Source organism: Bacillus sanguinis (assembly GCF_018332475.1).
In the GTDB taxonomy this organism is placed as follows: Bacteria; Bacillota; Bacilli; order Bacillales; family Bacillaceae_G; genus Bacillus_A; species Bacillus_A sanguinis.
Genome location: NZ_BOQB01000054.1, coordinates 15,966 through 39,769 on the forward strand (window position 1 = coordinate 15,966; position 23,804 = coordinate 39,769).

Sequence of the window (23,804 nt, forward strand, 5' to 3'; positions counted from 1 at the left end):
TATTGGAATAATATTTTTACAGGGATTTCGATTTATTATAAAGAAATATAAATTGGAATGTTTAAAAAATTTATCGTAAGATGGAAATAGTAACTATTTCTATTAGTAAATGAAATACATTTTCTAATAGAGTACATCGTATTTTTACAGTCAATCTAGTTTTAGGAATGAGAATCTGTAAAAACGGGACAAACAAGAGTATGGGAGTGGATTTTACATGTTTAAAATTCAAGAAGTTCGTGAATTAATTAAATTAATTGATAGCTCTAATATTGATGAATTTGAATACAAAAAAGATGGTACGACAATCAAAATGAAAAAGCGTGGTAATGAAGTTGTTGCGGTGCAAGCACCTGTAGCAAAACAAGCCGTGCAACCAGTAGCACCTGTCGAAGTTGAAACAACAGTAGCGGCAGCACAAGTGGAAGTACCAAAACAAGAAGAGAAAAAAGCTGTTCAAAATGAAAACCTACATAAAATTACATCACCGATGGTAGGTACATTCTATTCTTCTTCTTCGCCTGATACACCTGCATATGTAAGTGTAGGGGATAGAGTATCGAAAGATTCTATCGTATGTATTGTCGAGGCTATGAAATTATTTAACGAAATCGATGCTGATGTAGATGGCGAAATTGTTGAGGTTCTTGTTAATAATGGACAGCTTGTTGAGTATGGACAACCGCTATTTCTTGTAAAAGCGTAATAAGGGAGTCTTTGTGATGATAAAAAAAGTATTAATAGCCAATCGTGGGGAAATTGCTGTACGAATTATTCGTGCTTGTAAAGAAATGGATATTGAAACAGTCGCAATTTATTCAGAAGCAGATAAAGAGTCACTTCACGTACAAATTGCTGATGAGGCGTATTGTGTAGGACCAACGATTTCGAAAGAAAGCTATTTAAATTTGACGAACATTATTAGTGTTGCGAAGTTAACAGGCTGTGACGCTATTCACCCGGGATACGGATTTTTAGCAGAGAATGCAGATTTTGCAGAGTTATGTCGTGAATGTAACTTGATTTTTATCGGTCCAAGTCCAGAAGCTATTTCAAAGATGGGCACAAAAGACGTTGCTCGTGATACAATGAAAGAAGCAGGGGTTCCGATTGTACCAGGTTCACAAGGGATTATTAAAAATACCGAAGAAGCGATCGAGCTTGCTAATCAAATTGGATATCCCGTTATTATTAAAGCGACTGCAGGTGGCGGCGGAAAAGGTATTCGTGTTGCACGCCATGAAGAAGAGCTTGTAAAAGGAATTCAAATTACACAGCAAGAAGCTAGTACCGCTTTTGGGAACCCTGGTGTATACTTAGAAAAGTACGTTGAAGATTTCCGCCATGTTGAGATTCAAATAATGGCAGATACACACGGAAATGCCATTCATTTAGGAGAGCGTGATTGTACGATTCAGCGCCGCTTGCAAAAACTACTAGAAGAAAGTCCATCACCTGCACTTGATGAAAATGTTCGCAAGCAGATGGGTGAGGCGGCAGTTAAAGCGGCGGTAGCGGTTGATTATACAGGTGCTGGTACGGTTGAGTTTATTTATGAATATAGAACGAAAAGCTTTTATTTCATGGAGATGAATACGAGAATTCAAGTTGAGCATCCAGTTACTGAAATGGTAACAGGGATGGATTTAATTAAAGAACAAATTCGTGTTGCTTCTGGAGAAAAGTTATCGTTACAGCAAGAAGAAGTACAATTTAATGGTTGGGCAATTGAATGCCGAATTAATGCGGAAAACCCTGCCAAAAAATTTATGCCATCGCCAGGTAAAGTAGAAATGTACTTGCCACCAGGCGGATTTGGCATTCGCGTCGATTCAGCTGTATATCCGGGATATTCAATCCCACCTTTCTATGATTCGATGGTTGCTAAATTAATTGTTCACGGAAAAACACGTGAAGAGGCAATTGCAAAAATGAAGCGTGCACTCAGTGAGTTTGTCATTGAAGGCGTACATACAACAATCCCGTTCCATTTGCAATTGCTAGATCATCCTGATTTTGTAAAAGGTGAGTTTAATACGAAATTTTTGGAAGAGCATGAACTTGTGACGCAGTGATACATTAAAGGAGGTTTTTTTCATGGCTGAACATATGTTAGATATGGGTCAAGATACAACTCTTGGTAAAGTAGAAATTGCACCAGAAGTAATTGAAGTAATCGCAGGTATTGCAGCTGCTGAGGTAGAAGGTGTAGCGGCAATGCGTGGTAATTTTGCTACAGATGTTGTTGAGAAGTTAGGTAAGAAAAATCATGGTAAAGGTGTAAAGGTTGAATTAGCAAACGAAGATATTATCGTTGACCTTTATGTTGTGATGTATTTTGGCGTAGCAATTCCAGTTGTTGCACAAAAGATTCAAGACAACATTCGCCAGGCACTCTTTACAATGACAGGGCTTGAGCCAAAAGAAGTGAATGTTCACATCGTTGGCGTAACATTCGAAACACAAAAAACAGAAATCGAACCAGTGTAAGAATGAAGAAGGTGCCTAGTAACATAGGCATCTTTTTTATCGTTTCATTTCTTCACAAATTAAAACCCTCTAATTATTATACTATTTCAAAAAAAAAGAAATTAAAAAGAAAATGTTTCGTTTTTCCAAAAAACGTACATTGTGATAAGATATGGAACTTGAAGTTAATCTTTTTATTATTTTTCAGCCTTGTAACCCGTGTGTGAAACGATAAATTGTGTTATTATCATTGTATTATAAGGTTGGAAAATCAATGAAAACTGTAAGAGTAAGTGAATTGACGGCTTATAAATTATAATAATATAACAAAGCATAAGGAAAGACTTGAAGCATAAAGGAGAGTTACAATGAAACGTAGGACGGCTAGAGAAAGAGCTATGCAAGCATTATACCAAATGGATATTACAGGTGAATTAGAACCGAAATTAGCGGTGGAAAACACGCTAGATGAAGGTGAAGAAACAAATGAGTTTCTAGAATCACTTGTAGTAGGTTTTGTAGAGAATAAAGAAGTGATTGATGAAGCGATTCGTCAAAACTTAAAAAAATGGAAGCTAGAGCGTATTAGTATTGTTGATCGCAGTATTTTACGTGTAGCTGTGTATGAAATGAAATATATGGAAGAAATTCCGCACAACGTAACAATTAACGAGGCAATTGAAATTGCTAAAACATTTGGGGATGAGGAATCTCGTCGTTTCATTAACGGCGTTTTATCTAATATAAAAGATACACTGTAATTTCTTTAAGGGGGAATCTTAAAATGGTAGCAGTAATCATCAAAGGAAATGAAGTTGCGGAGAAAAAACGAGCACAATTAACAGAAGAAGTTGTGAAGTTGAAAGAGCAAGGGATTGTACCAGGATTAGCAGTTATTCTAGTTGGAGAAGATCCAGCATCTCGTTCTTATGTAAAAGGAAAAGAAAAGGGCTGTGAACAAGTGGGAATCTATTCAGAGCTAATTGAACTTCCTGAAACAATTACTGAGGAGCGTTTGCTTGCTGAAATCGATCGCTTAAATGGCGATGACCGTATTAATGGCATATTAGTGCAATTACCTTTACCAAAACATATTGAAGAAAAAGCTATCATTGAAAGAATTTCACCAGAAAAAGATGTAGATGGATTTCACCCAATCAGCGTGGGACGTATGATGACGGGACAAGATACATTCCTTCCATGTACACCGCACGGTATTGTAGAATTAGTAAAAGAAACAAATCTTGATATCTCAGGAAAACATGTTGTAGTAATTGGAAGAAGTAATATTGTGGGCAAGCCCGTGGGACAATTGTTCTTAAATGAAAATGCAACTGTCACATACTGTCATTCTAAGACGCAAAATATGAAAGAGTTAACGAAGTTAGCTGATATTTTAATCGTAGCAGTTGGACGACCTAAGATGGTAACAGCTGATTATATGAAAGAAGGAGCCGTTGTAATCGACGTTGGTGTAAACCGTTTAGAAACAGGAAAACTTTGTGGTGATGTTGATTTTGACAACGTGTTAGATGTTGCGGGTTACATTACACCTGTGCCAAAGGGTGTTGGTCCAATGACGATCACAATGCTTCTTCATAATACTGTTGAATCTGCTAAACGTGCAGGTGTCGTTTGTAAATAATTTGAGTCGGCTATGAGGAGAGAGAAATGGAGAAACAATATTTAACCGTTACAGCGTTAACACGCTATATAAAAACAAAAATAGAATATGATCCGCATTTGCAGTCTGTTTGGTTAAAAGGTGAAATTTCCAATTTTAAAAATCATAGTCGTGGTCATATGTATTTTACATTGAAAGATGAAAATGCAAGAATCGCAGCGGTTATGTTTGCGGGTCATAATCGTAATATTAAATTCAGACCTGAAAATGGGATGAAGGTACTTGTGAAAGGGAAAATTTCCGTTTACGAGGCGAGCGGTTCTTATCAAATTTATATTCAAGACATGCAGCCGGACGGAATCGGAAACCTGCATTTAGCTTACGAACAATTAAAGGTTCGTTTAGAGGAAGAAGGTATGTTTTCTCAAGTTTATAAAAAAATAATTCCTCCTTATGCTAAAACAATAGGTGTGATTACGTCGCCAACAGGGGCAGCGATTCGTGATATTATAACAACGATTAAACGTCGTTATCCAATTGGAAATATTATTGTGTTTCCGGTACTTGTACAGGGGGAGTCAGCAGCTCCCTCAATTGTACAAGCGATTCGTACAGCGAATGAAATGGGAGAGATAGATGTCCTAATCGTTGGGCGAGGGGGAGGCTCTATTGAGGAATTATGGGCGTTCAATGAAGAAATGGTTGCAAGGGCAATCTTTAAGAGTGAGATCCCTATTATTTCGGCAGTAGGTCATGAAACGGACTTTACGATTGCGGATTTTGTTGCCGATTTACGTGCACCAACACCGACTGCAGCAGCTGAGCTGGCAGCGCCTAACATTATAGAGTTACAAGAAAAGGTATTACAAAGAACTCTGAGATTGCAAAGAGCAATGAGAGAGTTAGTACATAAAAAAGAAGAAAAACTACAAGTATTGCAAAAATCTTATGCGTTTCGTTATCCAAGACAAGTATATGAGCAAAAAGAAGAGCAATTAGATAGAGCGTTAGAGCAGCTTGTTTTAGCGAAAGAGCGCTATATTGATAAAAAGGTAAATCAGTTAAAACAGCTTTCATTTTATTTAGAGAAGCACCACCCATCTCAGAAGATTATTCAAACGAAGGTAGCGGTTGAAACATTGCAAAAGCAATTGCAACGTGAAATGCAAACATTACTTCAAACGAAAGAATTTGCCTTTGTAAGAGCTGCTCAAAAACTTGAAGCGTTAAGTCCGCTTAAAGTAATGATGAGAGGGTACGGGCTTGTATATGATGAAGAGAAGCAAGTGTTAAAAAGTGTGAAAGATGTCAGCCTTGGAGATGCTGTTTCAGTTCAATTACAAGATGGAATACTAGATTGTAGCGTATCAGGCATAGAGGAGCGTGAATTGAATAATGGAAAATAAATTAAGCTTTGAAGAGGCAATTTCGCAACTTGAGCATCTCGTTTCTAAGCTAGAGCAAGGTGACGTACCTTTAGAAGAAGCGATCTCTTATTTTAAAGAGGGTATGGAATTATCTAAGCTTTGTGATGAGAAGTTGAAGAACGTACAAGAACAAATGGCAGTTATTCTTGGGGAAGATGGAGAGCTTGAACCGTTTACTGCTTTAGGAGATGAAGCATAGTGACTGTTGCTTTTGATACTTTTTTGAAAGAAAGTAAAACTTTCGTAGAAGAGAAGCTTGTAAGCTATGCAAATGAATTACAATGTCCAAATGTACTTCGTGAAGCGATGGCATATTCTTTGGAAGCGGGTGGAAAGCGTCTCCGCCCGTTACTTTTATTTGCGACATTACAAGCGTTTGGTAGAGAAAGAAATCTTGGAGTAGGTGCAGCTTGTGCTCTTGAAATGATACATACATACTCTTTAGTTCATGATGATTTACCTTGTATGGATGATGATGATTTAAGAAGAGGAAAGCCCACAAATCATAAAGTATTTGGTGAAGCGATGGCAGTTTTAGCAGGCGATGGTTTGTTGACGTATGCTTTTCAAGTTATTATGGCATATGAACAACAGGAAATCTCTGCTGAAAAAAAAGTAAGACTAGTACTTGAGCTTGCAAAAGCGGCAGGACCAGAAGGAATGGTTGGCGGACAAGTGGCAGATATGGAAGCTGAAGGGAAACAGCTTACAATTGATGAGCTAGAGTATATTCATAAGCATAAGACTGGGAAATTACTTGAATTCGCTGTACTTGCAGGATCGATACTTTCTGATGCGACAGAAGAACAAGAAGAAAAGTTACTTGCCTTTGCAAAATATATCGGTCTAGCGTTCCAAATTCGAGATGACATTCTAGATGTGGAAGGAACCGAAGAAGAGATTGGAAAACCGATTGGTAGTGATGTTTCCAACGAAAAGAGCACATATACGACGTTATTTACTGTAGATAGAGCAAAGGATATTTTAGAAGAAACAATTGCAAAAGCAAAAGATGCTATTGGTTCCTTGCAATTACAAGATGAATATTTACTATCTATTTGCGATTTGATTGCAAAACGTAATAACTAATATAACAGCGTTTCCATTTGTTGAGTCATTCATCATTTTATGATATAAATGTAGGAAAAGGTTTTTCTTTTCTTGTTATTGGCAAAAATATATGTAGATTACATTGCCGTTATCACTTCGTGTTAGCGGCTATTTTTTTCATCGCCTAAAGAAATATGGTTTATAATAAGATTAGGGCACAATAGACTGGTTAATAGCAGGACAAGGTGAAAAATAAAAAAGAGAATTTCTTGTTTTGTGTAAATGTTTTTTATAATATTTGACATGTTGACAGATTATGAAATGAAAGTGAGTGATCCATGTGGATCTAACGCAAATTCAAAACCCTAGTTTTTTGAAAGATATGTCTATCAGTGAACTAGAGGGATTGAGTGAGGATATTCGTAAGTTTTTAATTGAAGAGCTCTCTCAAACAGGTGGACATATTGCACCTAATTTAGGTGTAGTAGAACTCACAATTGCTCTGCATAAATTATTTGATAGTCCGAAAGATAAATTTTTATGGGACGTAGGACATCAATCCTATGTACATAAAATTTTAACAGGACGTGCAAAAGAATTCGGCACATTAAGGCAATATCAAGGTCTATGTGGTTTCCCGAAACGTTGCGAGAGTGAGCACGACGTATGGGAAACGGGCCATAGCTCGACATCATTATCTGCTGCAATGGGAATGGCTCTAGCACGTGATTTAAAGAAAACGAAAGAATATGTTATACCAATCATTGGAGATGGCGCTTTAACAGGCGGAATGGCTTTAGAAGCATTGAACCATATTGGACATGAAAAAACAGACATGATTGTTATTTTGAATGATAATGAAATGTCAATTGCACCAAACGTTGGTGCACTTCATAATGTGCTTGGGCGTCTACGTACCGCAGGAAAATATCATTGGGTAAAAGATGAACTAGAGTATATATTGAAGAAAATCCCAGCAGTCGGTGGGAAAGTTGCTGCGACAGCAGAGAAAATAAAAGATAGTCTTAAATATTTATTAGTATCTGGTGTCTTTTTCGAAGAGTTAGGCTTTACATATTTAGGTCCAGTTGATGGGCATGATTATGAAAAGTTATTCGAAACGTTGCAATATGCAAAGAAAACAAAAGGCCCAGTGCTTGTTCATGTTATTACGAAAAAAGGAAAAGGTTATAAACCAGCTGAGAGTGACGTTATTGGAACTTGGCATGGAACAGGACCTTATAAAATTGAATCAGGTGACTTCGTTAAACCGAAAGAAGTTGCACCAGCATGGAGTGCTGTTGTTAGTGATACAGTACGTAAGCTAGCGAGAACGGATGAGCGTATCGTTGCAATTACACCTGCAATGCCTGTTGGATCGAAACTTGAGAAATTCCAAAAAGAATTCCCGGATCGTATGATTGATGTAGGTATTGCAGAGCAGCATGCTACAACAATGGCAGCGGGTATGGCAACGCAAGGGATGAAGCCATTCTTAGCGATTTATTCAACATTTTTACAAAGAGCATATGACCAAGTTGTTCATGATATATGCCGCCAAAATTTAAATGTCTTCATCGGAATCGATCGCTCTGGTTTAGTAGGAGCAGATGGTGAAACGCATCAAGGTGTATTTGACATCTCATTCTTACGTCATTTGCCGAATATGGTACTTATGATGCCAAAAGATGAAAATGAAGGGCAACATTTAGTATATACGGCGATGCAATATGAAGATGGACCAATCGCATTACGTTATGCGCGTGGTAATGGACTTGGTGTTCATATGGATGAAGAATTAAAGGCGATTCCAATCGGTACTTGGGAAACGTTAAAAGAAGGTACACAAGCGGCTATTTTAACATTTGGTACGACAATACCAATGGCAATGGAAGCGGCTGAGCGTCTTGAAAAGGCTGGAGTTTCAGTGAAAGTAGTGAACGCTCGCTTTATTAAACCGATGGATGAAGCATATTTACATGATCTCTTAGGGAAAAATATACCGATTTTAACGATTGAAGAAGCTTGCTTAATCGGTGGTTTTGGAACGGGAGTAGTTGAATTTGCGTCTGAGAACGGGTACCATAGTGCGTTAATTGAACGAATGGGTATTCCAGACCGTTTCATAGAGCACGGTAGTGTAACAAAATTATTAGAAGAAATTGGTTTGACGACAGATGCTGTTGTAGACCGTATTCATACAATGATTCCATCAAAACAAAAAAGGGCGTAACAAATGAGTGCAAAAAAAGAAAGAGTAGATGTACTATTAGTAGAACGAGGACTTATAGAAACACGCGAGAAAGCAAAACGCGCCATTATGGCCGGACTTGTATATGCGAATGAGATGAGACTTGATAAGCCAGGAGAGAAAATCCCACAAGATACAGAGATTACGGTGAAGGGACAAGTGATGCCGTATGTAAGCCGTGGTGGTTATAAACTTGAAAAGGCATTAGAGACATTTCATCTTGATTTACAAGATAAAGTTATGATAGATATTGGTTCATCAACTGGTGGCTTTACAGATTGTGCGCTTCAAAATGGTGCGAAATTATCATATGCATTAGATGTAGGATACAATCAACTTGCGTGGAAATTGCGTCAAGATGAGCGTGTTGTCGTAATGGAACGAACAAACTTCCGTTATGTAACACCAGCAGACTTAGAACGTGGTTTACCGCAATTTGCTAGTATCGATGTTTCATTTATATCATTAAAGCTTATACTGCCGGTTTTAAAAACAATGCTTATGCCTAATGGGGATGTAGCAGCGTTAATTAAACCACAGTTTGAAGCTGGAAGAGAACAAGTTGGGAAAAAAGGTATCGTTCGTGATCGAAAAGTACATGAGGCTGTCGTGGAAATGATTGTCGACTTTGCTGTAAAAGAAGGATACGACGTAGAAGGTTTAACATTCTCACCAATTACGGGCGGGGATGGTAATATTGAATTTTTAATTCATCTGAAATGGCATGGTGAACGTGAGAGTGGCGAAAATCATTCTCCAGTTTCTGTTGAGCAAGTAGTTACAGAGGCGCATGATGTCCTAAAACAAAAAGGGAAAGGGGAATAACATATGTTGTTCCTCTTTTTGTTGTAATTGTATAATGATTGTAAAAACAATTGTGTACAAGTAACGAATTATAAGTTAACATAAATAAGTGAAGTATACCAATGTTTAAACTATGGTAAGAGATAGTGTGAGGTGCAAATGTATGAATAAAGGTCAGCGCCATATTAAAATCAGGGAAATTATTGCGAACAAAGAAATTGAAACACAAGATGAATTAGTTGATATTTTACGTAATGAGGGATTTAATGTAACGCAAGCAACAGTATCGCGCGATATTAAAGAACTACACTTAGTGAAAGTGCCATTACATGATGGGCGCTATAAATATAGCTTGCCAGCAGATCAACGATTTAACCCGTTACAAAAATTAAAACGAAATCTAGTGGATTCATTTGTAAAATTAGACACGGCAGGACATATGCTTGTGCTAAAAACATTGCCTGGTAACGCTCATTCACTTGGGGCACTTATTGATCATTTAGAGTGGGATGAGATCATCGGAACCATTTGTGGTGATGATACTTGCTTAATTATTTGCCGTACACCTGAAGATACAGGTGTTGTCTCTGATCGTTTCTTAAATATGCTGTAACAAAAAAATCTTGTTTGCTTTCCTCTGTAAAGTGGAAAGTGAACAGGATATTTTTATTGGTTAAAAACGTGAATTTTTAATTGTAATATAATATTTTTTTTGAATAAAATTAGAAAATAGGTGGATTGACCCGTAAAACAAATGTTTGGTACAATGGAGCGGTTAGAAAAGTAATTTTTACATACAAACATATAGTATGACTATTTGAATAAAGAACTGAGAAAAGCCCTTAATAGGGGATTAGTTTATAACGAGGTGAATGGGGCATTGTTATCGGAATTATCGATTAGAAACTTTGCTATTATTGAGGCATTAAATATTTCTTTTCAAAAAGGGTTAACGGTTTTAAGTGGTGAAACAGGAGCCGGAAAATCGATTATTATTGATGCGATTAGTCTACTTGTAGGTGGCCGTGGTTCAGCGGAATTTGTTCGATATGGAACAGAAAAAGCTGAGATAGAAGGGCTATTTTATGTAGAAGATGATAAGCATCCATGTATTGAAAAGGCAGAAGAGTTGGATATAGAAATAGAAGACGGCATGATTATTTTGAAGCGTGATATCGCTGCAAACGGAAAAAGTGTATGTCGTGTAAATGGGAAACTGGTTACCCTTAGTATATTAAAGGAAATTGGAAAAACGCTTGTTGATATTCATGGGCAGCACGAAACACAAGATCTAATGAATGAAGAGCGTCATTTATTTATGCTTGATCATTTTGATGGAGAGCGTATTGTTAAACAATTGGGTATATACCAAAACGTATACGCTGACTATGAGAAGTTAAAGAAACAGTTAAAATCGTTAAGTGAAAATGAACAACAAATGGCGCATCGCTTAGATTTAATTCAATTCCAGCATGAAGAAATCCGTAAGGCGGATTTAAAGATGGATGAAGAAAATGAATTAACTGAAGAACGATTGCAAATTTCTAATTTCGAAAAAATTTACAAAGCACTAGGCGATGCATATCGCTCGTTAAGCGCTGATGGACAAGGATTAGATAATATACGAAGCGCAATGGGACAAATGGAGAGTATCACACATTTAGATGAAATGTATCAAGAAAATCATGATTCAATTGCAAATAGCTATTACTTATTAGAAGAAGTCGCGTATCAGCTAAGAGAAAAGCTTGATATGATGGAATATGATCCGAATCGTTTAGATGAAATTGAAACGCGTTTAAATGAAATTCGTATGCTAAAGAGAAAATATGGAAATACTGTAGAAGAGATTTTAGCGTATGCTGATAAAATTGAACAAGAAATTTTTACGATTGAAAATAAAGACGTTCATATTGAAACGACGAAGAAGCAGTTAAAGGAATTAGAAAGTGTTATTCTGAAAGAAGCAACGTTGTTAAGTAATATGCGTCATGAGCTTGCAGAGCATCTTACAAATGCCATTCATCAGGAATTAAAAGAATTATATATGGAAAAAACAAAATTTGAAGTGAGAATCATGAAGCGAGAAGGAAATGCTGAAGAGCCTCTTGTGGAGGGAGCACCGGTAAGGCTGACGGCGGATGGATACGATCATGTGGAATTTTATATTTCAACAAATCCAGGTGAGCCGCTAAAACCACTTTCAAAGGTCGCTTCTGGCGGAGAGTTATCTCGTATTATTTTAGCTTTAAAAAGCATTTTTTCTAAGCATCAAGGTGTTGCATCAGTTATTTTTGATGAGGTGGATACTGGTGTAAGTGGTCGAGTTGCACAGGCTATTGCGGAAAAAATTTATCGAGTATCAGTAAACTCACAAGTACTTTGTATTACGCACTTACCTCAAGTCGCTTCAATGGCAGATTCGCATTTATTTATTCGAAAACAAGTCGCGAATGATCGAACGATTACATCAGTTACCGTTTTAACTATGGAGGATAAAGTAACAGAAATAGCTCGAATGATTTCTGGTGTAGAAATTACAGATTTAACGACAGAACATGCGAAAGAATTACTTACACAAGCGCATCATTTTAAACAGACAGCAGAGGCTATCCAGTAATGGATAGCTTTTTTTCTCAAATGAGGATTTCTTAATTCTTCCGGTTATAAATAAAGCACTGCAAGGAGAGATTAAAAAGTGAAGCCAAGAGGCTGAATGTGGGGTAGGAGCGAGGAGAGTGAACAAATTGAAATTAGAAAGATTTCGCAAAATAATAGGTATTTGTCTCCTTGTTTCTTTAGTTTTTATAGGGTGTTTTAAACCGCTTCGGACGTTTATTTCATCCCCGAAGCAACTTGTTGTCTTTGAAGGGCAACAATCAGAAATAGCTTCATTACCAGTTTTTAAAGCTTCATCTACAGATCGTCATGTGTTTACAGTAAGTTCAAATGAACAAAAACAAGGACTTATGGTAAATTCTCATCAAAATGGTGAAGCAGATATGGTGTTTCAACTTGCTGGTTTTCCAGTGAAAAAAGTAAATGTGAAAGTATTGAAAGATTTTAAAGTTATTCCAGGTGGACAATCAATTGGTGTAAAGTTAAACACAAAAGGGGTACTTGTTGTAGGCCATCATTTAATTCAAACTGAAAAAGGGAAAGTATCTCCTGGTGAAACAGCGGGTGTGCAAATTGGAGATATGATTACTGAAATTAATGGTAAAACAATTGAAAGAATGAGTGATGTAGCACCATTTATTCATAATAGTGGTGAAACAGGTGAACCGCTTAATCTTGTTTTGTTAAGAGATGGAAAGCATATCCGCACGAAGTTAACACCACAAAAAGACAGTGGAGAATCGTCTTATCGCATTGGTTTATATATTCGTGATTCGGCAGCTGGAATCGGAACAATGACATTTGTTCATCCTAATTCTATGAAATATGGGGCACTTGGTCATGTTATTTCTGATAACGATACGAAAAAGCCCATTCAAGTCGAAGATGGACAAATTATGCGTTCGACAGTTACATCAATTGAAAGAGGTAGTCATGGGAATCCAGGAGAGAAATTAGCGAGGTTCTCACCAGATCGTGAAGTGATTGGTAATATTACAATAAATAGTCCATTTGGTATATTCGGGAAATTGAATACGAATATACCAAATGGCGTAATGGATAAAGCAATGCCTATTGCACTATCTCATCAAGTTAAAGAGGGGCCGGCAAAAATATTAACAGTTATTGATAAAGATAAAGTGGAATCGTTTGATATTGAAGTTGTTAGTACAGTACCGCAAAAATTCCCGGCTACAAAAGGTATGGTAATAAAAGTAACAGACAAACGTTTATTAGCGAAAACGGGTGGTATCGTACAAGGTATGAGCGGAAGTCCAATTGTACAAAATGGGAAAGTAATTGGTGCTGTTACACATGTATTTGTAAATGATCCAACTTCAGGATATGGTGTTCATATTGAATGGATGTTACATGAGGCTGGAATTAACATTTATGAACAAGAAAGAAAGGCGAGCTAATTAATAATTAGCTCGCTTTTCTTTTGAAAAATTCGTTGAAATTGTGTAAAAGCTCCGCAAGAGATGTTTTTTGTTGTAAAATAAAAGAAAAGGGTTGAACGTTTCGTTGTATTTCTATGATGGAATGTGTTGCGAAAGGGAATAAATGAACGATAAACATATTTTTTTGTGATTTTATCGGAAAGTAACAAACTTTAAAAGGGAATTTTCACACAATTGTCGAACAATTCATGTAGCCTAGAAGGATACACATGTCGGAGAATCGATTCGGTAAGGGAGGAAAAGCTGTGGAGAAAATTAAAGTATGTCTTGTGGATGATAATAAAGAATTAGTATCAATGCTAGAGAGTTATGTAGCTGCTCAAGATGATATGGAAATAATCGGTACTGCTTATAATGGTCAAGAGTGTTTAAATTTATTAAAAGATAAGCAGCCTGATGTACTCGTATTAGATATTATTATGCCACATTTAGATGGTTTAGCTGTACTAGAGAAAATGCGACATATTGAAAGGTTAAGACAGCCTAGCGTAATTATGTTGACAGCATTTGGACAAGAAGATGTGACGAAAAAAGCAGTTGACTTAGGTGCTTCATATTTCATATTAAAACCATTTGATATGGAGAATTTAACGAGCCATATTCGTCAAGTAAGCGGTAAAGCGAACGCTACTATTAAACGTCCACTTCCATCTTTCCGTTCAGCAACGACAATAGATGGAAAGCCGAAAAACTTAGATGCGAGCATTACGAGTATCATTCATGAAATTGGTGTACCTGCTCATATTAAAGGATATATGTACTTAAGGGAAGCAATCTCTATGGTGTATAATGATATTGAATTACTTGGATCTATTACGAAAGTATTGTATCCAGATATTGCAAAGAAATATAATACAACAGCAAGCCGCGTTGAGCGTGCAATCCGTCACGCAATTGAAGTAGCGTGGAGTCGTGGGAATATCGATTCTATTTCGTCCTTATTCGGTTATACAGTATCCATGTCAAAAGCAAAACCTACGAATTCTGAGTTTATCGCAATGGTTGCGGATAAGCTGAGACTTGAACATAAGGCTAGTTGAGAATAGGCGTATCAAGATGTTAAGTGTATTTTATAACAAAATTTAAAAACCAGCGAATTACGTATGTAGACAATAAAGTACATAGGTAATTGGCGGTTAATTTAAAAACCTTCTATTTTATTGGATTGAAATTATAATTCCAATAGCTAGGAGGTTTTTTGTCGTATGAATAACTTTCAGATGAATGTTGAAAACTTTTTGCTTCATTGTGATGCAAAGTATTTAAAGTGATGGAACATATGTTGAACCGTATATTCGAAGTAATCCTGATGTAGACGCTAGTAATAATTTAAGACGTTGATTGGTTATAAATTAAAAGATAATTGAGTTAGAATCCATTGGTCTTTTTATTTCCTTTAATTTAAGGATTTTGAAGGAATAACATATTTTTATTGAAAAATGCAGTGAAAATAAGGATATGTACAGAAAATACGTGGGTTTGACATCATAATCTCTATAACGTATCATTGATTGGGAAAAGTTAAGAGATATAGGAGAATGGATGAATGACTTTTAAAAAAATAGTGAATCGAGCTTACCCAATCATTGTTATGACGGTGTTTTTATCTATATTTTCAATGATAGTAAGTAAATTTTTTATCCCGAAAACAATTTTGATGAGTGGTGAATTTCCTTATCCGACTGAGGAGTATACTCCCAAAAAGGTCGGTGCTGTTATAGCGGCGACGTTGCTTTTATTTGCGCTCTTCTTTATGTATTATAAATGGGTTATTAATAAAATGAGAAGAACGTACACAAATATTATGATTGCTTTAGGTATCGTAATCATTTTGACGATGGAAATAATGATTACTTCCATAGCATTTAACCCTATTGTAGGAGATTATGCCATCCTTAAAGAAGGGATTGTCTCTGTATTTAAGGGAGATAATCATTTTTTAGAAATGGGACAACTTCTATTTTATCCATATAATACACATATTGTATTATTAGGAGGATATTTTGCTAAATTGGTAGGAAGCGTAGATGTAGCGATAAAAATATTACCAATAGTATGTATAACAGGTAGTATCATTTTAAATGTATTGATTGTAAAGAAAATTACAAACTTTAAAGTTGCTCACATATCGATTGTGTTATCTGTGTTAAATATTTTTATATATTGGCAGGCACCAGTTTTTTATACGCATACGTTAGTAATATTGTTTATTTCAGCAACGATGTATACATATTTATGTTTGAAAACGGCGAAAACAAAAAGAATGAAGATTATTTTATGGATTTTATTGGGAGTATTTGCAGCTTGTACTTATATTATAAGACCGACAGCATTGGCGGTAGCTTTAGCGATTTTAATTGAAAATATTTTAAAGTTTCGTAAGGAGTATTCTGTAAAAGTATTAAGTAGTGTTTTATTTTGTTTAATCCTTATTGTAAGTTTTAAAGGTATAACGACAAAGTTAAATCTCAGCACCGATAATGAAATTGAAAAAATTCCATATACCCATTGGGTGCAAATGGGTTTGAATAAAGATACGTATGGTGTTTGGAATCAGGCGGATACAGATTATATTAATGATGAAAACATAAAAAATACAAAGGATTTGGATGAACATAATAAAAAAGTTATAGTTCAGCGTTTTAATGAACTTGGCGTAATGGGTTATGTACGGCATTTAAATGAAAAAATAACTAGAGAATGGGTATCGAGCCAGTTCTCTATGTATCGTATTGGAGAATGGTTTGAGCAGAAGAACGACACAATAACTAATTACGTATCGAACTATAGTACAACGAATTATAAAATCGTTACTGTATATTCGTATGTTATCAAATTATTTGTTTATGTAGCTGTTCTGGCGGCTGTTATACTTTATAAAAAGAAAGATGAAAATGAATCGGAAGTTATACGTATTGCGATGATTAGTACGCTAGGAGTGTTTACTTTCTTATTACTATGGGAAACAGCTCCTCATTATACTTATGAGGCATTTGCATTTATGAATATTCCAGCTTCTTTAGGATTATATAAATTGTTTATGATTTTTAACAAAGAAAAGAAAAATGCATAATTTGAGTAATTGAAACGAGTAGTAAGAACCCCCTCTTTTATTAAAAGAGGGGGTTTCATTTATAGTCAATTAAATATTTGAAAAAAAGATTAAATGGAATTATAGTATATCCGTTAAGGGATTTTAGCAGGGAAGTTATCCGTGATATAATAGAAAATAATAAAAAGCCCTGTAAAACAGGACTGTATTATTCTTCATCTTTATTTTGTTTTTCTAATTCAACTAACTTTTGAATTAAAATGTGCTGCGGCATATGCATAAGCTGTTCGAGCGGAACACCTAATGCTTTTGATAGGCGGACTGCAGTGTCTGGAGAAATTTGTAATGGTCTCATAGAAGTACCTCCTTTTTCGTATAGTATAGCATAAGATTGGGGGAGTGAGGATGACTCTTATATTTGCACATCGTGGTGCAGCAGGAACATATCCAGAAAATACGATGATTTCATTTGAAGCAGCGGAATCTTTTAAAGCGGATGGAATTGAACTTGATGTTCAATTAACGAAAGACGGAAAAGTTGTCGTCATTCATGATGAAACAGTGGACCGGACAACGAATGGAAAAGGTGCGGTTCGAAATTATGTATATGAGGATTTATGTAAATTAGATGCGAGCTATAAATTTGGTGATAAAGTAGGTTTTTGTAAAATACCACTTTTAGAAGAAGTATTGCAATGGATTGAAAAAACAGAGTTGCTACTTAATGTTGAACTTAAAAATAATAAAATTCCATACAGAGGTTTAGAGGAAGAAGTTATAACGCTTGTACGAAAATTTAATCTAGAAGATCGTGTTATATTTTCTTCATTTAATCACTATAGTATGAAAAGGTGTCATATGATGGCTCCTGATATTCAAACAGCGATTTTATATCGCGAAGGTTTGCATAGTCCGTGGGCATATGCAAAAAAAATGGGCGCTACAGCAGTACACCCTAATTATCGTTATCTGCAAGATGCCATTGCCGAACTAACGATGGAAAGTGATGTAGAGGTTCGGCCCTATACAATTAATGAAGAAACACTTATGCGTAAATATTTTGATATGAATATTTCGGCGATTATTACTGATTACCCTGAAACGGCAAGAATGTTATTGCCAATAAAAAAATGAGACCGCTTGTAACGGTCTCATTTTTTTATTTATAAATAGTGGGGTTTTTCTACCTTCTAAAGCGAGCTTGTACTTTATTTCGTTTACGGTCTCGGTGTAAGACGAAACCACCAAAAATATAAAATCCGAGCCCGAAGCAGAGAGCGCCGATCAAAAATTGTAACCATAGTATAGAGAGAGGAGGAAATAGAATCCCGAATACAGTATCTCTCATTAACTTAATGCCAAATACAGCTAATGAAATAGGGATGAGTGCTAATAATAGAGCAAGGTAACGCTGCATATAAATGCCCCTTTTCAGATTATTTCGTTTATTCTAATGATGTTATATGAAAAGGGGGTTTGTCAAGAGGAGACTGAACGAGTAAGATAAGGGTGTGAAAAATTTTGCAGAGATACTTCGAGAGGAAGTGTGATATATGAAACAAAAAGTTTTAATTGTTGGTGCAGGTGAAGGTGGCAGTACACTGCTGAATCTGTTGCAAAGTTCGAATTTATTTCAAATTATAGGGATTATTGATATAAATCCGATAGCAAAAGGATTACAAATGGCTAAGGAATACGGGGTTATGATTGGAGAGAGTGTAACGCCGTTTCTTTCTATGCATATTGATGTAATGTTTGATATGACAGGTGATGATGATTTACATAAAGTTTTATTAAAGAAAAAGCATAAAGATACTCTTCTTATACCAGGTGATATTGCGAAAATTGTTACGAGATTAGCACATGAGAAGGAAGATTTAATTGGAAAGTTAGAAGAACAAACGCAACAAGGTGATTTAATTTTAAATTCTACGCATGACGGTATGATTGTAATCGATCGAGATGGACAAGTTCGTCTATTTAATAAAAGTGCAGAGCGTATTATCGGGTACAAAAAAGAAGATGCCGTAGGGAAATATATTTTAGAAGTCATTCCGACGAGTAAGTTGCTTCGTATTATACGTACGAAACAAATAGAAGTGAATTATGAACTGACATTAGAGAATGAAAAGAAAATTATTACAACCCGTATTCCGATATTAAAAGAGGGAGGAGAAGTACAAGGGGCATTTGCGATTTTTAAAGATATAACAGAAGTGGTAGATCTTGCGGAAGAAGTTACAGATTTAAAAGAGATTCAAACGTTACTTGAGGCGATTATCAACTCGTCTGAGGAAGCCATTTCGGTCGTGGATGAAAAAGGAAGAGGATTAGTAATTAACCCTGCGTATACGAAATTAACAGGTTTAACAGAAGAGGATATTATTGGGAAGCCAGCTACAACCGATATTGTAGAAGGTGAAAGTATGCATATGAAGGTACTTCGAACACGTAGGGCGGTACGAGGGATACATATGAAGATTGGGCAAAAAAAGCGAGATGTAATTGTAAATGTAGCGCCAGTCATTGTGGACGGGATATTGAAAGGAAGCGTCGGTGTAATTCGTGACGTATCAGAAATTCAAAAGTTAACAAATGAATTAAATAGAGCAAGGCAAATTATTCGAACGTTAGAAGCGAAATATTCATTTGATGACATTGTCGGAAATTCAGATGAAACAACGGCCGCTATTGAACAGGCGAAACTTGGCGCGAATACACCAGCAACAGTATTACTACGCGGGGAATCTGGAACGGGTAAAGAATTATTTGCACATGCCATCCATAATGGAAGTAACCGAAAATATAATAAATTTGTTCGTGTAAACTGTGCTGCTATTTCGGAGACGTTGTTAGAAAGTGAGTTATTCGGTTATGAGGAAGGTGCATTTTCTGGAGCGAAAAGAGGCGGAAAACGTGGATTCTTTGAGGAAGCGAATAACGGTAGTATCTTTTTAGATGAAATAGGAGAATTGTCTGCAAATACACAAGCGAAACTTCTTCGTGTGTTGCAAGAAAAAGAGATTGTAAAAGTTGGTGGGACGAAAGCGATTCCTATCAATGTCCGAGTAATTGCAGCGACACATGTGAATTTAGAAAAAGCTATTCTAGCAGGAGAGTTTAGGGAGGATTTATATTATCGATTAAATAAAATTCCAATTCAAATTCCATCTCTTCGTCAGCGTAAAGAGGACATACCATCGATTGCAGAAAGATTAATTCAAAAAATTAATCAAGATTATGGTCGAAATATTGAGGGACTCACTGATCCGGCTATTTTATATTTACAATCATATGAATGGCCAGGAAATGTGAGGGAACTTGAAAATATTTTAGGGAGAGCTATTATCTTTATGAATTATAACGAGACCTATATTGATGTGCACCATTTACCGCCATTGCATAACGAAGAGCAGGTGGAATCGAAGCAAACTCATTTATTACCTGAGTTGGAAGAAAAGCCACTTGAGCATTTAGTGACGGAGTTTGAAGGGAATATCATTCATGAATATTTAGAGAGGTTTGGTGGAAATAAGACACAAACTGCAAGAGCGTTAGGAATTTCAGTTCGAAATTTATATTACAAGCTAGAAAAGTATGAGTGTGCAAAAAATAGCGTGCAATAAATTGCGTACCGTGCAAATTATTGCACGGTATACAAAATGCGACAAAAAAAGACAGAATCTTTTGTTATTTTCCAAAGCATTGATTTTACTGCATTTTGAATGCGTTTTCATTATTGGTAAGACCACTTTAAAAAGTTGGCACGGTATTTGCTTTATAAATAGACGAGGGACGACGGAAAGGGTTGATTACAAAATATGAAGTTAGAACACTTAATTGATCAAGCAGCAGGACAGCCGAAAAAAACTGTGGCTGTAGCAGTAGCTGAGGATCATGAAGTAATTGAAGCTGTAGCGAAAGCAATTCCATTACAGCTAGCTCAATTTCGTCTATATGGAAATCAAGAAAAAATAATGGGGATGCTACAAGAACATGGTTTACAAACTTCAGAACATATTGAAGTGATTGCAGCACAGTCAAGTGCTGAGGCTGCAGAACTTTCTGTTAAAGCTGTAAGAAATGGCGAAGCAGATGTGCTTATGAAGGGGAACATCCCAACAGCAAATATTTTGAAAGCTGTATTAAATAAAGAGTGGGGACTTCGTAAAGGTAGCGTACTTTCACACGTAGCAGCATTTGAAGTTCCAAATTACGATCGTCTTATTTTTGTTACAGATGCAGCGATGAACATTGCACCTGATGTAACACAAAAAGCTGCTATTATACAGAATACTGTAGAAGTTGCCCAGGCAATAGGAATGGATTTGCCAAAGGTGGCACCAATTGCAGCAGTAGAGGTTGTGAATCCTGCGATGCAAGCGACAATTGATGCAGCGATGTTAACTCAAATGAATCGCCGCGGACAAATTAAAAATTGTGTTGTTGATGGACCACTTGCTTTAGATAATGCAGTATCACAAATTGCAGCAGAACATAAAGGCATAGTAAGTGATGTAGCAGGTAAGGCAGACATTTTACTCGTCCCAACGATTGAAGCTGGAAATGTGCTATACAAATCACTCGTATACTTTGCGAATGCAAAAGTAGGAGCAATGATTGCTGGCGCAAAAGCACCGATTGTTTTAACGTCTCGTGCTGATTCAGCAGAAACAAAAGTATATTCATTAGCATTGGCAGTTGCGACTGCTTCAAAATAAACCAAATAGGGTAAAACATTAGGGGGAAACGACAATGACATTAGAAATCTTCGAATACTTAGAAAAATATGATTATGAGCAAGTGGTATTTTGTCAAGATAAAGAATCTGGTTTAAAAGCAATCATTGCAATTCATGATACAACACTTGGACCAGCTCTTGGTGGAACAAGAATGTGGACATATGATTCTGAAGAAGCGGCGATTGAAGATGCATTGCGTCTTGCAAAAGGGATGACATACAAAAACGCAGCAGCTGGCTTAAACTTAGGTGGTGCGAAAACAGTAATCATCGGCGATCCACGTAAAGATAAGAGCGAAGCGATGTTCCGTGCATTAGGACGTTACATTCAAGGACTAAACGGACGTTACATTACAGCTGAAGATGTTGGTACAACAGTAGATGATATGGATATTATCCACGAAGAAACTGACTTTGTAACAGGTATTTCACCATCATTCGGTTCTTCTGGTAACCCATCTCCAGTAACGGCATACGGTGTTTACCGTGGTATGAAAGCAGCTGCGAAAGAGGCTTTCGGTACTGATAATTTAGAAGGAAAAGTAATTGCTGTTCAAGGCGTTGGTAACGTAGCATATCACCTATGCAAACATCTACATGCTGAAGGAGCAAAATTAATCGTAACAGATATTAATAAAGAAGCTGTACAACGCGCGGTAGAAGAATTCGGTGCATCAGCAGTTGAGCCAAATGAAATTTACGGTGTTGAATGTGATATTTACGCACCATGTGCATTAGGCGCAACAGTTAATGACGAAACTATTCCACAACTTAAAGCAAAAGTAATCGCAGGTTCTGCAAATAACCAATTAAAAGAAGATCGTCACGGCGACATCATTCATGAAATGGGTATTGTATACGCACCAGACTATGTAATTAATGCAGGTGGCGTAATTAACGTAGCAGATGAGTTATATGGATACAATAGAGAACGTGCACTAAAACGTGTTGAGTCAATTTATGAAACAATTGCAAAAGTAATCGAAATTTCAAAACGCGATGGCATAGCAACTTATGTAGCAGCAGATCGTCTAGCTGAAGAGCGCATTGCAAGCTTGAAAAACTCTCGTAGCACATACTTACGCAACGGTCACGACATCATTAGCCGTCGCTAATCATTCATATATTACTTTTACAAAAGGTGTGGTTACCTCTTATGAGGTTTCCACCTCCTTTTGAATTTATTAGTGGAGGTAGCAACAGTGTCCTTAAATCGAATTCTTGTTATTAATCCGGGTAGTACATCCACAAAAATTGGTGTTTTTGATAATGAAAGACCCGTTTTAGAAGAAACTATTCGTCATGACGAAGAACAGATTGGAAAATATAAGCGAATTATCGACCAATATGAGTTTCGTAAAGAAACGATCTTAGAAGTTCTACATTCTCACGGTATTAACATTTCAAAGTTAAACGCAGTTTGTGGACGCGGGGGATTACTTCGTCCAATCGAAGGCGGAACATACACAGTAAACGATTCGATGTTAGAAGATTTAAAAAATGGGTTTAGCGGCCATCATGCTTCAAATCTTGGAGGCATTTTAGCATATGAAATCGCTTCTGGATTAAATATTCCGGCATTCATAGTAGATCCTGTCGTTGTAGATGAAATGGAGCCGATTGCTCGTATAAGCGGTATTGCTGGTATGGAACGTAAAAGCATTTTCCATGCATTAAACCAAAAAGCGGTTGCTCGTAAAGTGGCTGAAGAATTAAATCACAAATACGAGGATTTAAATTTATTAGTTACACATATGGGCGGCGGTATTACAGTTGGTGCTCATAAAAAAGGAAAAGTTATTGATGTGAATAACGGCTTAAACGGAGAAGGACCATTTAGTCCAGAGCGTGCTGGTACAGTACCGGTAGGGCAACTAGTTGAAATGTGTTTCTCTGGTGAGTATTACCGTGACGAAATGGTTAAAAAGCTTGTTGGACAAGGTGGACTTGTAAGTCTAATCGGTACAAATGATGCGATCAAAGTAGAACAAATGGTTGAAAAAGGTGATCCTGAAGCAACTCTTATTTATAAAGCAATGGCATATCAAGTTGCAAAAGAGATTGGTGGAGCTAGCGCTGTACTTCACGGAAAAATTGATGCAATCGTTTTAACTGGTGGACTTGCGTACAGTAAAATTCTTGTCGATGAAATAAAAGAACGTGTTGACTGGATTGCTGATGTTATCGTACATCCAGGGGAAGACGAATTACAAGCATTAGCAGAAGGAGCACTTCGTGTATTACGTGAAGAAGAAGCGCCGAAAGAATATGTTGTACGAGAAAAACAAACAGTAGCTAGGGGTTGAG

General features: G+C 36.4%; 22 protein-coding genes. 20 read left to right on the forward strand and 2 right to left on the reverse strand.

The window, feature by feature from the left end:
• Positions 1 to 217 precede the first annotated feature (217 nt).
• The 15 genes from accB (at position 218) to KI369_RS07540 (ending at position 16,777) form a co-directional block, all read left to right on the forward strand.
• Positions 218 to 706, forward strand: a complete 489-nt coding sequence (accB, locus tag KI369_RS07470) for an acetyl-CoA carboxylase biotin carboxyl carrier protein (RefSeq protein ID WP_212955564.1) — start codon at positions 218 to 220, stop codon at positions 704 to 706.
• A gap of 16 nt (positions 707 to 722) precedes the next feature.
• Positions 723 to 2,075 carry an acetyl-CoA carboxylase biotin carboxylase subunit gene (gene accC, locus KI369_RS07475; protein WP_061677463.1) on the forward strand — a complete coding sequence of 451 codons (1,353 nt, stop codon included), beginning with the start codon at positions 723 to 725 and terminating at the stop codon, positions 2,073 to 2,075.
• A 22-nt stretch (positions 2,076 to 2,097) separates the two neighbouring features.
• On the forward strand, positions 2,098 to 2,490 hold the full coding sequence (locus KI369_RS07480; protein ID WP_000807630.1) for an Asp23/Gls24 family envelope stress response protein: 393 nt from the start codon (positions 2,098 to 2,100) through the stop codon (positions 2,488 to 2,490).
• A 347-nt stretch (positions 2,491 to 2,837) separates the two neighbouring features.
• Positions 2,838 to 3,230, forward strand: a complete 393-nt coding sequence (gene nusB, locus KI369_RS07485) for a transcription antitermination factor NusB (RefSeq protein WP_212955565.1) — start codon at positions 2,838 to 2,840, stop codon at positions 3,228 to 3,230.
• Between the two features lie 23 nt (positions 3,231 to 3,253).
• A complete protein-coding gene (gene folD, locus KI369_RS07490) occupies positions 3,254 to 4,114 on the forward strand; it encodes a bifunctional methylenetetrahydrofolate dehydrogenase/methenyltetrahydrofolate cyclohydrolase FolD (RefSeq protein WP_000226737.1) in 861 nt (286 codons plus the stop codon).
• 26 nt (positions 4,115 to 4,140) lie between these two features.
• A complete protein-coding gene (xseA, locus tag KI369_RS07495; protein ID WP_212955566.1) occupies positions 4,141 to 5,499 on the forward strand; it encodes an exodeoxyribonuclease VII large subunit in 1,359 nt (452 codons plus the stop codon).
• A complete protein-coding gene (gene xseB / locus KI369_RS07500; RefSeq protein ID WP_000428423.1) occupies positions 5,489 to 5,719 on the forward strand; it encodes an exodeoxyribonuclease VII small subunit in 231 nt (76 codons plus the stop codon). The genes xseA and xseB overlap by 11 nt, the downstream gene beginning before the upstream one ends.
• Positions 5,719 to 6,609, forward strand: a complete 891-nt coding sequence (gene ispA / locus KI369_RS07505; protein ID WP_212955567.1) for a polyprenyl synthetase family protein — start codon at positions 5,719 to 5,721, stop codon at positions 6,607 to 6,609. The genes xseB and ispA overlap by 1 nt, the downstream gene beginning before the upstream one ends.
• 301 nt (positions 6,610 to 6,910) lie before the next feature.
• Positions 6,911 to 8,803 carry a 1-deoxy-D-xylulose-5-phosphate synthase gene (dxs, locus tag KI369_RS07510; RefSeq protein ID WP_212955568.1) on the forward strand — a complete coding sequence of 631 codons (1,893 nt, stop codon included), beginning with the start codon at positions 6,911 to 6,913 and terminating at the stop codon, positions 8,801 to 8,803.
• A 3-nt stretch (positions 8,804 to 8,806) separates the two neighbouring features.
• Positions 8,807 to 9,646: a TlyA family RNA methyltransferase gene (locus KI369_RS07515; protein ID WP_212955569.1), complete on the forward strand. Its 840-nt coding sequence runs from the start codon at positions 8,807 to 8,809 to the stop codon at positions 9,644 to 9,646.
• A 142-nt stretch (positions 9,647 to 9,788) separates the two neighbouring features.
• Complete coding sequence (gene argR / locus KI369_RS07520; protein ID WP_001032581.1) at positions 9,789 to 10,238, forward strand: arginine repressor ArgR; 450 nt, start codon at positions 9,789 to 9,791, stop codon at positions 10,236 to 10,238.
• Positions 10,239 to 10,505: 267 nt separating this feature from the next.
• Positions 10,506 to 12,245 (forward strand): DNA repair protein RecN, encoded by a 1,740-nt coding sequence (gene recN / locus KI369_RS07525; protein WP_212955570.1) that lies wholly within the window; start codon positions 10,506 to 10,508, stop codon positions 12,243 to 12,245.
• Positions 12,246 to 12,363: 118 nt separating this feature from the next.
• Complete coding sequence (spoIVB, locus tag KI369_RS07530) at positions 12,364 to 13,662, forward strand: SpoIVB peptidase (protein ID WP_212955571.1); 1,299 nt, start codon at positions 12,364 to 12,366, stop codon at positions 13,660 to 13,662.
• A gap of 287 nt (positions 13,663 to 13,949) precedes the next feature.
• Complete coding sequence (gene spo0A, locus KI369_RS07535) at positions 13,950 to 14,744, forward strand: sporulation transcription factor Spo0A (RefSeq protein ID WP_144612689.1); 795 nt, start codon at positions 13,950 to 13,952, stop codon at positions 14,742 to 14,744.
• A gap of 506 nt (positions 14,745 to 15,250) precedes the next feature.
• On the forward strand, positions 15,251 to 16,777 hold the full coding sequence (locus KI369_RS07540; protein ID WP_212955572.1) for a glycosyltransferase-like membrane protein: 1,527 nt from the start codon (positions 15,251 to 15,253) through the stop codon (positions 16,775 to 16,777).
• A gap of 187 nt (positions 16,778 to 16,964) precedes the next feature.
• Here KI369_RS07540 and KI369_RS07545 read toward each other — a convergent pair whose 3' ends face one another.
• Positions 16,965 to 17,111: a YycC family protein gene (locus KI369_RS07545; protein WP_001247671.1), complete on the reverse strand. Its 147-nt coding sequence runs from the start codon at positions 17,109 to 17,111 to the stop codon at positions 16,965 to 16,967.
• 50 nt (positions 17,112 to 17,161) lie between these two features.
• On the opposite strand from KI369_RS07545, the gene KI369_RS07550 reads away from it, so the two are divergent.
• Positions 17,162 to 17,890: a glycerophosphodiester phosphodiesterase gene (locus tag KI369_RS07550; RefSeq protein ID WP_212955573.1), complete on the forward strand. Its 729-nt coding sequence runs from the start codon at positions 17,162 to 17,164 to the stop codon at positions 17,888 to 17,890.
• A gap of 49 nt (positions 17,891 to 17,939) precedes the next feature.
• Here the strand turns inward: KI369_RS07550 and KI369_RS07555 are convergent, their stop codons facing one another.
• Positions 17,940 to 18,173, reverse strand: coding sequence for a DUF2627 domain-containing protein (locus KI369_RS07555; protein WP_001190188.1), 234 nt, complete (start codon positions 18,171 to 18,173; stop codon positions 17,940 to 17,942).
• A 136-nt stretch (positions 18,174 to 18,309) separates the two neighbouring features.
• Between KI369_RS07555 and KI369_RS07560 the strand changes: the two genes are divergently transcribed.
• The 4 genes from KI369_RS07560 (at position 18,310) to buk (ending at position 23,803) form a co-directional block, all read left to right on the forward strand.
• Positions 18,310 to 20,382, forward strand: coding sequence for a sigma-54 interaction domain-containing protein (locus KI369_RS07560; protein WP_212955574.1), 2,073 nt, complete (start codon positions 18,310 to 18,312; stop codon positions 20,380 to 20,382).
• Positions 20,383 to 20,577: 195 nt separating this feature from the next.
• Positions 20,578 to 21,477, forward strand: coding sequence for a phosphate butyryltransferase (gene yqiS / locus KI369_RS07565; protein ID WP_212955575.1), 900 nt, complete (start codon positions 20,578 to 20,580; stop codon positions 21,475 to 21,477).
• A 34-nt stretch (positions 21,478 to 21,511) separates the two neighbouring features.
• A complete protein-coding gene (locus KI369_RS07570; protein WP_212955576.1) occupies positions 21,512 to 22,612 on the forward strand; it encodes a Leu/Phe/Val dehydrogenase in 1,101 nt (366 codons plus the stop codon).
• An 87-nt stretch (positions 22,613 to 22,699) separates the two neighbouring features.
• The gene (gene buk / locus KI369_RS07575) at positions 22,700 to 23,803 is read left to right on the forward strand and encodes a butyrate kinase (RefSeq protein ID WP_000056195.1); all 1,104 of its coding nucleotides are present in this window, start codon (positions 22,700 to 22,702) and stop codon (positions 23,801 to 23,803) included.
• The last annotated feature ends 1 nt before the right edge of the window (position 23,804 follow it).